13 protein-coding genes are annotated in these 12,955 nt (G+C 57.8%); 9 read left to right on the top strand and 4 right to left on the bottom strand.

Annotated elements, in window-relative coordinates; genetic code table 11:
* The first annotated feature begins 41 nt into the window (after positions 1-41).
* The 8 genes from Q0775_RS12435 (at position 42) to Q0775_RS12470 (ending at position 8,461) form a co-directional block, all read left to right on the top strand.
* Positions 42-839 (top strand): LuxR family transcriptional regulator, encoded by a 798-nt coding sequence (locus tag Q0775_RS12435; protein ID WP_298861169.1) that lies wholly within the window; start codon positions 42-44, stop codon positions 837-839.
* A 53-nt stretch (positions 840-892) separates the two neighbouring features.
* Positions 893-2,146: a peptidase T gene (gene pepT / locus Q0775_RS12440; RefSeq protein ID WP_298861172.1), complete on the top strand. Its 1,254-nt coding sequence runs from the start codon at positions 893-895 to the stop codon at positions 2,144-2,146.
* 113 nt (positions 2,147-2,259) lie between these two features.
* Entirely contained in the window at positions 2,260-3,612 is a 1,353-nt protein-coding gene (gene proS, locus Q0775_RS12445) for a proline--tRNA ligase (RefSeq protein ID WP_298861174.1), read from the top strand.
* 73 nt (positions 3,613-3,685) lie between these two features.
* Positions 3,686-4,849: a PQQ-dependent sugar dehydrogenase gene (locus Q0775_RS12450; RefSeq protein ID WP_298861177.1), complete on the top strand. Its 1,164-nt coding sequence runs from the start codon at positions 3,686-3,688 to the stop codon at positions 4,847-4,849.
* Between the two features lie 55 nt (positions 4,850-4,904).
* A complete protein-coding gene (locus tag Q0775_RS12455; RefSeq protein ID WP_366863576.1) occupies positions 4,905-5,438 on the top strand; it encodes a DUF2937 family protein in 534 nt (177 codons plus the stop codon).
* Between the two features lie 53 nt (positions 5,439-5,491).
* On the top strand, positions 5,492-6,778 hold the full coding sequence (locus Q0775_RS12460; RefSeq protein ID WP_298861180.1) for a lipoprotein-releasing ABC transporter permease subunit: 1,287 nt from the start codon (positions 5,492-5,494) through the stop codon (positions 6,776-6,778).
* Positions 6,771-7,454, top strand: coding sequence for an ABC transporter ATP-binding protein (locus Q0775_RS12465; RefSeq protein WP_298861183.1), 684 nt, complete (start codon positions 6,771-6,773; stop codon positions 7,452-7,454). The genes Q0775_RS12460 and Q0775_RS12465 overlap by 8 nt, the downstream gene beginning before the upstream one ends.
* Positions 7,455-7,480: 26 nt before the next feature.
* Positions 7,481-8,461, top strand: a complete 981-nt coding sequence (locus Q0775_RS12470; protein WP_298861185.1) for an Ldh family oxidoreductase — start codon at positions 7,481-7,483, stop codon at positions 8,459-8,461.
* Positions 8,462-8,521: 60 nt separating this feature from the next.
* Here Q0775_RS12470 and Q0775_RS12475 read toward each other — a convergent pair whose 3' ends face one another.
* A complete protein-coding gene (locus Q0775_RS12475; protein WP_298861188.1) occupies positions 8,522-8,956 on the bottom strand; it encodes a DMT family transporter in 435 nt (144 codons plus the stop codon).
* 8 nt (positions 8,957-8,964) lie between these two features.
* A complete protein-coding gene (locus Q0775_RS12480) occupies positions 8,965-9,645 on the bottom strand; it encodes a hypothetical protein (protein WP_298861190.1) in 681 nt (226 codons plus the stop codon).
* A gap of 128 nt (positions 9,646-9,773) precedes the next feature.
* On the opposite strand from Q0775_RS12480, the gene Q0775_RS12485 reads away from it, so the two are divergent.
* Complete coding sequence (locus Q0775_RS12485; protein WP_298861193.1) at positions 9,774-10,169, top strand: cytochrome c; 396 nt, start codon at positions 9,774-9,776, stop codon at positions 10,167-10,169.
* A gap of 82 nt (positions 10,170-10,251) precedes the next feature.
* On the opposite strand, the gene Q0775_RS12490 is transcribed toward Q0775_RS12485, so the two are convergent.
* Both Q0775_RS12490 and Q0775_RS12495 read right to left on the bottom strand, forming a co-directional pair.
* A complete protein-coding gene (locus Q0775_RS12490) occupies positions 10,252-10,905 on the bottom strand; it encodes a hypothetical protein (protein ID WP_298861196.1) in 654 nt (217 codons plus the stop codon).
* A 12-nt stretch (positions 10,906-10,917) separates the two neighbouring features.
* A complete protein-coding gene (locus Q0775_RS12495) occupies positions 10,918-12,879 on the bottom strand; it encodes a DNA topoisomerase IV subunit B (RefSeq protein WP_298861198.1) in 1,962 nt (653 codons plus the stop codon).
* Positions 12,880-12,955 lie beyond the last annotated feature (76 nt).

The following is a 12,955-nucleotide window of genomic DNA, read 5'->3' on the forward strand; positions in this document are numbered from 1 at the left end:
TCTACACTTTAGAATGTTCTATCCCGTCAGGAGTTTGAAAGATGTCTGCCGTGATCCAAACACCAAGTAGCACGATGTTAATGCGCCAGACGGCCCGCATCCTCAAAGGATCCTCCTATGGCGAGGTCTGGTCGTTGCTGTTGGAAGGGCTGGGGTTCTTCGGAATCACTGCCGTGCGCTATGGGCTGACCCGATCGCGCTATGGCATGTCGCTGGGCGATCTACAGGATATCCTGTTTTTGTCTTCGATGGGCGCGCAGGATTTTACCGACTACATCGAAACAGGCCTCTACCGTCGCTCGCCGCATTATCGCTGGATGGCTGAGAATGACGGAACAGTCTCTTGGGGGTGGTTCCTTGAAGAAGCGCAGGCGGGAAGATTGCCGCGCGACGAACAGCGGTTTTTGGAAGAAATGGGGGCTGCAGGACAACCTGCAGGCTACTTGCTCAGCTTTCCCTCGGACACCACGCGCCTCAAAGGGGGGTTGGGCATGATGGGACAGCGCGACTGGTCGCAGGCAAAAATGGATGCGCTGTGGCAGGACCACGGCGAGGCGATCGAGACCATGTGTATTGCGGCACATCTCAACATCACACGGATGCCGCTGCCCTCCAAACGCAACCCGTTGCGCCCGCGCCAACGCGAGATGCTCGAATGGATCGCCGAGGGTAAATCCATGCAGGATGTGGCCGTGGTAACTGGCCTGTCCGTCGCGACAGTCGAGAAACACCTGCGCGGGGCACGCGACGCGCTTGATGTGGATACAACGGCGCAGGCCATCGCCCGTGCGGCCCTGTTGGGGCAGTTGTTTGTTGTCGGTCAAGACAGCACTGCTTGACACCAGCTTGCGCAGCGCCACGATTGCCCAGAACTTTACAAAAGGAGCCACTGATGCGCACCGCCTTTGATACTGAACTCCAAACCCGTCTGATGCGCTATGCCGCTGTGGACACACAATCGGACGAGAGCAGCACCAGCCAGCCTTCAACAGCCTGCCAGCTGGACCTGAGCCGCATGCTTGTGGCGGAGCTGGAGGAAATGGGCGCAAGCGACGTGCAGCTCACCGATTACGGCGTCGTGCTCGCCACCGTGCCTGCGACTGCTGAAGGGCCGACCATCGGCCTGTGCGCCCATGTGGATACCGCCCCGCAGTTCAATGCCACAGGGGTAAAGCCGCGCCTGATCCAAGGGTACAATGGTGGCGATATCACCTTCCCCGATGCGCCCGAGCGCCGCCTTGGCCCAGATATCTCGCCCCATCTGACCGAGTGTGTGGGACATGACTTGATCACCGCCTCTGGCACCACGCTGCTGGGCGGAGATGACAAGGCAGGGGTAGCAATCATCATGACGGCTGCACGCCATTTGCTGGAAAATCCCGATATCCCGCACGGTAAACTGCGCCTTGCCTTCACCCCTGACGAAGAAATCGGTCGCGGCGTCGATCCGCGCCTGCCTGCCGATATGGCCTGCGATTTTGCCTACACCTTCGACGGCTCCAAACCGGGGGAGGTGGAGCATGAGACATTCTCGGCGGATCGGGGCATTGTCACCGTCACAGGCGTCTCGATCCATCCAGGTTGGGCCAAGGACAAGCTGGTCAATGCCATGCATCTGGCTTCCCGCATCGTTGAGACGTTGCCCCAGACGACCATGACGCCCGAAACGACAAGCGGTGCCGAAGGATTTATCCATGCCACTGACATTTCCGGCGACGCTGCACAGGTCCGCGTCGGCTTCATCATACGCGATTTCGAGCGTGAAGGGTTGGCCCACAAGGGCGAAATCCTGCGCAAAGTTTGTGAGGCTGTTGCCCTGACCGAGCCGCGTGCGCAAATCACCTGCGAGATCACACCGCAATACCGCAACATGCGCTATTGGTTGGAGAATGACATGACCCCTGTGCATTTGGCCCATAACGCCGTGCGGGATGCAGGGATCGAGCCTGTTTCGGTCCCAATCAGGGGCGGCACAGACGGGTCGCGCCTGACGGAAATGGGGCTGCCCTGTCCCAACATTTTTACGGGCATGCAGGAAATACACGGGCCGCTTGAATGGATTTCGGTACAGGATATGGCCAAGGCTACTGATGTGGCGCTACGGTTGGTGCAGCGTGCGGCTGTGAGTTCGGAATCGAGGGGCTAGCCCCTCGGGCTCCCCAGACTTTATTTGGCAAAATAGAGAAGCAGTCATCTTGATGATTGTGGTGAGGCCTTGTTTAGCTTAGGCAAAAGACGAAGTTTTTAGAGGAGCGCCCCATGCGTTTGAGCCGTTATTTCCTGCCCGTTTTGAAAGAAACACCCGCTGAGGCGCAGATTGTGAGCCACCGCTATATGTTGCGGGCGGGTATGATCAAGCAGAACGCCGCAGGGATTTATTCATGGTTGCCGCTGGGCTTTAAGGTGCTGCGCAAGCTGGAAAATATCGTGCATGAAGAGCAGATACGTGCAGGCCACGTGCCGATGCTTATGCCAACTTTGCAGCCTGCTGACCTGTGGCGCGAAAGTGGTCGGTATGATGATTACGGCGAAGAGATGCTACGCATAACTGACCGTCAGGGCCGCGACATGCTATATGGTCCAACCAACGAGGAAATGATCACCGACATCTTCCGCTCCCATGTGGGTAGTTACAAAGACCTGCCGCTCACCCTTTATCACATCCAGTGGAAATTCCGCGACGAGATGCGCCCGCGGTTTGGCGTTATGCGGGGGCGCGAGTTCTTTATGAAGGACGGCTACAACTTTGACCTGACCAAAGAGGATGCGCTGCACGCCTACAACCGTCACCTCGTCAGCTATCTGCGCACCTACGAGCGGATGGGCCTGCAAGCGATCCCCATGCGCGCGGATTCTGGCCCCATCGGTGGCGATGATACGCATGAGTTCCTTGTGCTGGCCGAGACGGGCGAGTCGGAGGTGTTCTATGACAGCGCCGTGACCGACCTGAAATTCGGCGACCGTGCGATTGATTATGACAGCCACGAAGAATGTGCCGCCGTGATGGAAGAATTCACCACGAAATACGCCCGCACCGACGAGACCCACGATGAGGCGCTGTTCAACGAGATCCCAGAAGAGCGTCGCCGCACAGCACGCGGCATCGAAGTTGGGCAGATCTTCTATTTCGGGACCAAATATTCCGAGGCCATGGGTGCCACCGTGCAAGGGCCTGATGGCAAAGTCGTTCCTGTCCATATGGGCAGCCACGGCATTGGTGTTTCCCGTCTTCTGGGCGCGATCATCGAGGCCAGCCATGACGACAAGGGCATCATCTGGCCCGAAGGGGTCACACCTTTTCACTGCGGCATTATCAACCTCAAACAGGGCGACGAGGAAGCCGATGGCGCGTGCCAAGCACTCTATGACAGCCTCACGGCGCTGGGCCTTGAGCCGCTGTACGACGACCGCAATGAGCGTGCAGGCGGCAAGTTCGCAACAATGGACCTCATCGGTCTGCCATGGCGCATCACTGTGGGGCCACGCGGCCTTAAGAATGGTGTGGTTGAGCTGACCTCCCGCCGCACAGGCGAGAGCGAAGAGATGCCGCCAGAACAGGCAGTCGAGCGCATTGCCCAGATCTACAAAGGTCTCACCGTTCGCGGAATTTGACCGATCAAGGGAGCGCGGGCTGGATCTGCGCTCCTTTTGCACCATTCTATGTTTGATGACATGAGGAGTGGCGATGAAAAATATACTCACTTTTGCAGTAGCGGCTGTTATGGCCACAGGCGCTTGCGCACAGGGCGTTGAGCAGGGCGCAAAGAACGCCCCGCAATTCACTCCCGCATTTCAAAACCAGACCCGCGCAGCCGCTGTTGAAAGCGGTGTAATGCTGCAAATCGACGTGCTGGCCGAGGGTCTTGATACGCCGTGGGGCGTCGAAGTGCTGCCTGAAGGTGGCTACCTTGTGACTGAACGATCAGGCGCGTTGCGCTTGGTCAGCGGCGGCAAGGCAGGGCCGCCGATCAAAGGAGTGCCCGAAGTGCTGGCTCAGCGGCAGGGCGGATTGCTTGATGTTGCATTGGCTGAGGATTTTGCCACAAGCCGTGTGATATTTTTGACCTACGCCAAACCGATGGCAGGCGGCATGTCAGCCACCGCCGCTGCCCGCGCGGTTCTGAGTGCGGATGGCACTAGCCTGAGCGAACTGCGCGATGTGTTTGTGCAAGACCCGCCATCGCCCAACGCCATGCACTTCGGTTCTCGCGTGGTGCCGCAGGGCGACTACCTCTACATCACCACGGGGGAGCATTTTTCGACCCGTGAGCGCAAATATGCCCAAGATTTCGATAAAACCTATGGCAAAGTCGTGCGCGTCAATCTTGAGGGCGGCGCGGCTGCGGGGAATCCCTTTAACTCCGAAGTCTGGAGCCTTGGCCACCGCAACGTGCAGGGCGCGGATATTCGCCCTTCTGACGGAACGCTTTGGACGCTGGAGCATGGGGCCGCAGGCGGCGACGAGCTTAACAAAATCGCTGCTGGCGCAAACTATGGCTGGCCCGTTGTGAGCTACGGTGTGAATTACAGCGGCTCAGCGATTGGCAGTGGAAAAGCGCGACAAGAAGGCTTTGCCGAGCCGCAATACTACTGGGATCCTGTCATCGCTCCTGGTGGCTTCGCCTTCTACGATGGGACAATGTTCGACGGCTGGCAGGGTAACGTCTTGGCCGCCTCGCTCAACCCCGGCGGTTTGGTGCGTTTGGTCCTTGAAGGTGACCGTGTGGTGGGTGAAGAGCGATTCTTGGATGGTAAAATGCGCGTACGCGATGTGGAAATTGACCGTGATGGGGCGATCTTGATCCTGGACAATTCACATGGTCGGTTGTTGCGGCTCACGCCTGAATAAGGGCGCCTTGATCTTATGACCCCTGCGCATTAGGCAGCGATCAGGACAACGCGTTGTGAGTGGGGTACTATTGGCGATGATACTGCGCAGTATGGTGTTTGTAGGCGGCCTTGCAGGGGCAGCTGCCACGTCCCAGTTCCCGGAATTTTCACAGCAGTATTTGCAACGGCTGGGCGGTGCGGTTGATGCACTGGGCGGAGTTGTCGCTGATTTTGACGCCTCCGCCACGGCCTCGAATCTCACCCGCGACGATGCAATTTCCCAGATGCAAGGCACTCCGTTTCTGGAGCGGCGTGGCACCGATATGACCCGCTCCATCGCACGCTATGAACGGCTGCGCCGCGACCTTGAAACGCTCCAAGGGCAGGGGCCATTTATGCGAGCTTATAACGGCACCCGATTTACTGACCCCGAAATTGCCCGTGCCGCGTGGGAGGCATACCAACCTGCGGTGCCGATGAATTTTGCGGGGCTGACCTTCGCGGGTGTGGGCTTTGTCCTCGGCAGTCTTGCACTCAGCCTCATATTTGGCCTCCTGCGCATGCCCTTTCGGCGGCGCCCACGGCCTGATCCGCCCACCTCATCTTGACCCGCACCCCACAAACCCCCACGGTGCGCAAAATCGCGTAAGCTAGGACCGAAATGGCCACCAAGACTCCCCCCTTTGCCCCGTTTGAGTGGATGATCGCATGGCGCTACTTGCGTGCGCGGCGCAGTGAGGGCGGTGTGAGCACGATGACGTGGATCAGCCTTATCGGTATCACGCTTGCTGTCTTTGCCCTCATCGCGACGCTGGCCGTGCGCTCGGGCTTTCGGGCGGAGTTTGTTGATACCATTCTGGGCGCAAACGCTCATGTGACCGTCTATGAAATGGGCGTGGTTCAGCCCAATGGCCGTGTCGACCACAGTATCCGCGACTATGATGTACTGGCCGCCCAAATCGCCGCTGTAGACGGTGTCACCCGCGTTGCCCCCATCGTGCGCGGTCAGGTCATGGCAACATTTCAGGGTAACAACGCAGGCATGGAAGTCTACGGCATCACCTCCGAGAACCTCAACACCATCCCCCGCATTGCGAATCCCCAAACGGCCCAAGGGGACATTGGCCGTTTTGGCGAAGGCATCGCCATAGGATCTGGAATCGCCCGCACACTGGGTGCACAGGTAGGCGATACGATCCGCCTCATCTCGCCAGATGGCGTGAAAACTGCCTTTGGCACTAGCCCGCGCATCAACGCCTATGAGGTCACTTACATTTTCACCGCCGGCCGCTACGATATTGACCGCACCCGCGCATATCTGCCACTGGCCGAGGCGCAGAGCTACTTCAATTCTGAGGGAGCCGTGAACGAGCTGGAGGTCATGGTCGCCGACCCCGACAAGGTAGAGGACATCAGCCCCGATATCCTCGCCGCCGCTGGTGATAGTGCCTTGATCTGGACATGGCGCGAAGCGTCGTCGGGCTTTCTCAACGCGCTTGAAATCGAGGATAACGTGATGTTTGTAATCCTCTCGGTTCTTGTTCTGATCGCCGCGATGAACATCGTCTCAGGCCTCATCATGCTTGTGAAAAATAAGGGTCGCGACATCGGTATTCTGCGCACCATGGGCCTGTCAGAGGGATCAATTTTGCGCATCTTTTTCATCTGCGGCTCCTTCACAGGCATCATCGGCACGGCCATGGGCGTCATCCTTGGCTGCCTCTTTGCGCTCTATGTGGATCAGGTTTTTGGTCTGGTGAATTGGATGTCGGGCGGAAATGCATGGGATCCGTCGATCCGTGGCATTTACTTCCTCCCCGCTAAGTTGGAGTTGGGTGACGTCCTCTCTGCCGTAGGGCTCTCATTGGGACTTTCGTTCATTGTAACCATCTTTCCCGCACGTCGTGCGGCGCGGATGAACCCGGTTGAGGCGCTGCGCTATGAGTAATCCTGTTCTGCGCTTGCGCGACATAAAAAAGGCCTACAACAGCGGCAAACCTAGTGAGGTTACGGTCCTCAACGGTATCGACCTTGAAGTTGCACGAGGCGAAGTTGTGGCGCTTGTCGCGCCCTCAGGTGCGGGTAAATCCACCCTGCTGCATATCGCAGGTCTGCTCGACACGCCCGACAGTGGCACAGTCGAGATCGGTGGCTCAGACATGACAGGCAAGCGTGACGCCACCCGTACTGCGGTACGCCGCAACGATGTGGGCTTCATCTACCAATTCCACCATCTGCTCCCCGAATTCTCCGCAGCCGAGAATATCATCCTGCCGCAACTCGCCAATGGGATCGCTCGCAATGTGGCAGAGGCGCACGCCATCGACCTGCTCACTCGTGTCGGCGTCGCCCCCCGCGCCGCCCACCGCCCCGCAGAGCTGTCGGGGGGGGAACAACAGCGCGTCGCCTTCTGCCGCGCGTTGGCCAATGGCCCCAAACTCCTGCTCGCTGACGAGCCGACTGGCAACCTTGATCCCGAGACATCCGAGACTGTTTTTGCCGCCCTCATGGCACTTGTCCGCAGCACAGGCCTGTCGGCCCTCATCGCAACCCATAACCTTGAACTTGCCGCACGGATGGACCGCCAGATCCGCCTCGACAAAGGCACCCTGCGCGCCGTCTAAACGCCATTCCAATCGGAGCCCTCCACATGCCACAGATATCCCTCGACGAGATCGAACAAACCGTTCGCCGCGCATTGAGCGTACACGGGGCCGAAGCTTTCGCCGCCGCGGAAGTCGCGCGTGCCGTGCGCAAAGCCGAAAGTGTGGGCAACAAAATTTGCGGCCTCTACTATGTCGAGAGCTACTGCCAACAACTCCGCTCTGGCCGCGTCTCTGGTACCGTCACACCCCAAGTCAGCACCCCGCGCAAAGGGGCCGTGTTGGCTGACGCAGGCTTTGGTTTTGCTCAACCCGCTTTTGCCCATGCACTTCCCGTTGCCCTTGATGCCGCACGCACAAATGGCGTGGCATCCCTATCCGTAGCGCATGCCCACACCTGCACCTCGCTGGGCTATTTCACCGAACAAATCGCCCTCGCAGGCATGATAGGCATCGGCTTTACCAATGCATCCCCGATCGTCGCTGCACCAGGGGGCAAGACCCGCGCCATCGGCACAAATCCCATCGCATTCTCTGTGCCAGACGGGCAGGGCGGCATCGCAATGCAATTCGACCAATCCACGACGACAGTAGCACTGGGCAAAATCACTATGGCCAAAGCGGCGGGCCAGAGCATCCCCGAAGGCTGGGCACTTGATGCAGAGGGTAACCCCACCACCGATCCTAACGCCGCGATTAAAGGTTCGCTTGTCTCCATGGGCGGATACAAAGGTTGGGGATTTGGCCTCATGGCCGAAGTGCTCGCCGCCGCTCTCACAGGGTCGGTCCTGTCGCGTGACGTCAAACCCCTCAAAGCGCCTGAGGGCGCACCTCACGATCTGGGCCAATACTACCTCATCATCGATCCAAGCGTGAGCCATGACTTTGGCGACAAAGTCCAAGCTCTGGCCGCGCATATCGCCCAAGATGAAGGCGCGCGCATGCCCGGCCAGAACAAGCAGAGCATGGACCCTGTCGAAGTTGGGGAGGACACATGGACCCTTATCACAAGTCTCGCAAACGCCTGACCGTGGTGCCAAATTTTTGAAAAAATTTGAGCCCGAATTATCGTAAAACTCGGCGCCCCGTCACGCCTGTTGTGTCAGCCAGACACCTATTGCCATGACGCTGATACCGCCCGCGCGGGTCAGGCTAACAGGCGAGACCTGAGCGCCAAACAGTCCGAAGTGGTCAATCAATGCTGCTGATATCAACTGTCCCAGGAGGACAAAGAACACCGCATTGCCCACTCCGAAATGCGGCGCAATGAACGTGATGCTCAGCACATAAAACGCGATCAATACACCTGCCAGAAACAGATGCTTAGGTACATCTACCAGCTTGGAAAATCCCTGCGGTGCTACCAAAAACGCGACCACCAATGAGGCGATAAACGCCACAACAAATAGCACAGTGGCGGCCGCCGCAGGAGAGCCGATCCGCACGCCAAGTTGCGCGTTGAGTGCGGCGAGCACGGGAATACCAATCCCCGCCAGCACCATGATCATCGCATAGTGCGCCATTCCGCCCCTCACATACATATCCGCTTGAGATCGATGCCGTCCCACGGCAGACCGACATCGTACGCGGCGCTCTGCGGCAGGGCTGCAACTGGCATCACCTGAGACACCAACGCATGCAACCGCTTGGTCCGCGCCCCTTGTGGCTGCAACGCACGACAACACACCATCTCTTCCACGATCGAGCCTTGCTGCTCATACCCGAAATCCAGAAACTTGCGGTCCGCCAGATCAAACAGATAGGGATCATCGCTCACCTGATGCTCCCTAGCGGCCTTGAGGGGTGAATACCCCGTCAGCTTGCGGTTCTGCCACTGCCAGACATGCGTCAACTCATGGGAAAGCAGCATCGCTGCGACCAGTCCGATGCGGTCAGGATAATCGGGCAGGTAATCGTCAAGGAACCAGTCCTTGTCAAAGAGCACACGGTTATAAAGCGCGACAGCGGCGGGTTTGGAAGTCACGATCTTTTCTTCCGTATTCGGCGGAAAGATCAACTCGCGGCACGTGGTCCGCGGTCGCGGCTTGCGTCGAAACGTCACCGCCCGCGTGGGTGCTCCGTCATGCAGGCGCACACGGCTCACGTCCAGCGTAGGCCCGTGAATTCCAGCCGTAAACGCCCGCTCTGTTTCCGTCAGCGGACGGCCCCCACAAGCGGCAAGGAATAACAAAATCAAAAGGGCATAGCGCATGGCAGTATTAACGCGGGGAGACCGGGCCTGCACAAGCGCAAAATCGCCCGTGCTGCGGAAATTGATCCAGATCAGACCATGCGCGCCGCTGCTGTGTTACGCTCAGTGAAACTCAAAAGGAGAGCCCTATGAAACTGGTATTGGCAGCCCTCACAACGCTCATTCTGTCGCCCGTAATGAGCATGGCGCAGGACGTGGAGATGGGCACAAACCTTTATGACCAACATTGCGCTGTGTGCCACGGCGCAGAGGCGCGGGGCGACGGGCCCCTTGCACCCGCGCTCATCCTGCAACCGCCATCATTGCGCGAACTCGCCAAACGTCATGACGGCTTTCCGACAGTGCGCGTGGTCATGCGCATCGACGGCAGCGACCCGCTCGTCTCCCACGGTTCCCCCATGCCGATCTACGGCCCGTTCTTTGAGGAAAAAGACGCGATACTCAAATCCGAGTCAGGCCAGCCGATCATGACAAGCAAGCCGATTGCGGATCTGGTGGCGTATTTGAAGCATATTCAGGAGTAGGGAGCGGGGTAAGGGCAAAACCTAACGGCCCGCACCGGTCATCTGCCACCGAAGTTCCAGTCACCAGGACGCGCGTTTGTGCCTAGCCTCCGTTCTCGCTCTCAAGGGGAGGGAGCCTATCTCCCAGTGCCTCGTTGTCTTCGTCAAGCGCTATTATCTCATCTTGCTGCGATTTGAGCAAAAATAGTTGCTTGTCATTGGTTTGGATGCTTTGGGCTAGGAAATATGGATTACAGACCGCAAATAAAGCAAAAACTATTGGCAACGAAACGTCCATGACCAAGGCAATAACCGTATTTGTAAGAGCTAAATTTCGGTCAAAGAACCTTTCTGACTTTGTTCTTCTATACTTTTGTTTACTTTCGAGGGCTTTGATTTCCCCTTGGGGATCGTCACCAAAGTCTTCGCTTTCGTCCCAACCCCAACTGTATTGAAGTGTCATGCTCTCATGTTGATCAATGCTCTTGAGTCGATTAAGCCACGCAGCTTTGATAGCCACAATCGCATTTGGGATCATTTTTAAGAAAAAAATCACCAAAAGAATTAGTGCTGCGACCTGCCCAAGCTTAACAATTTTATTCTGCGAAATTTGCAGCGTGAATTCCAAAAATTCAATGTGGCTATCTTCACTGATTTGCAAGGTCGCAAATATCAATGTCGCTATTGATGCGGCGAGGACAGACCTGCGTGCTTTCTTTAAATCTGCGGGGTCGAGGTGATCGAATATTATTATCAAGTTTCGCTCCCCTCAAACATCCAACTCCTCCACAAATCGCGCGTTCTCTTGAATATACTGGAAGCGCAGCTCCGGCTTCTTCCCCATCAACCGCTCGACCAGATCTGACGTCTCGCCCGGTGTGTCTTCCTGAACCGTCACCTTAATCAGCTTGCGCGTGGCCGGGTCCATTGTGGTCTCTTTGAGGTCCTTCGCGTCCATCTCGCCCAGACCCTTAAAGCGTTGCAAGTCGATCTTGCCCTTACCGCCAAGGCCCTTTTCCAGATACATATCCTTCTCCGCATCATCTGCCACATAAACGCGGCGCGCCCCTTGGGTCAGGCGAAACAGCGGCGGACAGGCCAGATACAGATGTCCGTGGTCGATCATCGGCCGCATCTGTGTGTAGAAGAACGTCATCAGCAGCGCCGCAATATGTGCGCCGTCCACATCCGCGTCGGTCATGATGATGATCTTGTCATAGCGCAGATCGTCGAGGTTGAATTTCGTGCCCATGCCAACGCCCAAGGCCTCGCACAGATCGTTGATCTCCGAGTTGGTGTGCAGTTTCGAGGACGCCGCCCCCAGCACGTTCAAAATCTTACCCTTGAGCGGCAAGAGTGCCTGATTGACCCGATTACGCGCCCCCTTGCCAGAGCCGCCAGCGGAATCGCCCTCCACAATAAACAGCTCTGTGCCTTCGCGCGTCTTGGACGTACAATCCGTCAGCTTTCCAGGCAGGCGCAGCTTTTTGGTCGCAGATTTCCGCGCCGTTTCCTTTTCCTGCCGCCGCTTGAGCCGCTCTTCGGCTCGCAGCACTAGAAAATCAAGGATCGCGCCCGCAGATTTCGTATCCGCTGCCAGCCAGTTGTCAAAGTGGTCGCGCACGGCGTTCTCGACCATCCGCTGTGCATCCACAGTGGCCAATCGGTCCTTGGTCTGGCCCACAAATTCAGGTTCGCGGATAAAGATCGAGACCAGCGCACAACCGCCCGTAATCAAATCCTCCCGCGTGATTGTGCTGGCCTTTTTGTTCGAGATCAGCTCGCCGTAGCCCTTGATCCCTTTGAGGATCGCCGCCCAGAACCCCGCCTCATGCGTCCCGCCCTCTGGCGTGGGCACGGTGTTACAGTAGGACTGGATGAACCCGTCACGGGATGGCGTCCAGTTGATCGCCCATTCCACCTTGCCGGGCTGGCCGAATTTCTCTTTGAAATCCACCGAGCCGCAGAACGGGATTTCGGCGTATGTCGAGGATTTGGCCATCACTTCATTGAGGTAATCCGCCAGACCATTGGGGAAGTGGAACGTCGCCTCCTGGGCCATATCTCCATCAGGCAGGGCGGACTTCCAGCGGATCTCAACACCGGAGAAGAGAAACGCCTTGGACCGCGCCATCGAGAAGAGCCGTGAGGGGCGCAGTTGCAGATTGCCGAAAATCTCGGGATCAGGATGGAAGGTCACGGCAGTACCGCGTCGGTTCGGGGCTGCACCAATCTTCTCCAGCTTGCCCTGCGGCACACCGCGGGAGAACTCCATCGCAAACAGCTCGCGATTCTTCGCTACTTCCACCCGCAAATGATCGCTCAAAGCGTTGACCACTGATGAGCCAACCCCGTTCAAACCACCCGACGTCTCGTAGTTGTCGCCAGAAAACTTACCGCCCGCATTCAGCGTACAGAAGATAATCTCCAGCGCGGATTTGGTCGGGTCCTTGGGGTGCGGATCAATTGGAATACCGCGCCCGTTGTCTCGCACGGTGACATGGCCATTATCGTGCAGCTCAAGCTCGATCCACGTGGCATGTCCCGCGACGGCCTCATCCATCGAGTTGTCGATGATTTCCGCCACCATGTGGTGCAACGCGCGATCATCCTTACCGCCGATGTACATTCCGGGCCGCAGGCGTACATGCTCCATATCCTCCAACACTTGGATCGAGGAGGCATCATACTCGGACGGCTTTGGCGTGTTGCCGGAGAGGAGATCGGACATGGGATAAGCCTGCTGCTGTTGCTTTTGATTAGCGCGTATTTTGACAGGTGCGGTGCGGCGGGGCAATCGCCGACAT

It is taken from the genome of uncultured Sulfitobacter sp., assembly GCF_947499945.1.
GTDB lineage: Bacteria > Pseudomonadota > Alphaproteobacteria > Rhodobacterales > Rhodobacteraceae > Sulfitobacter.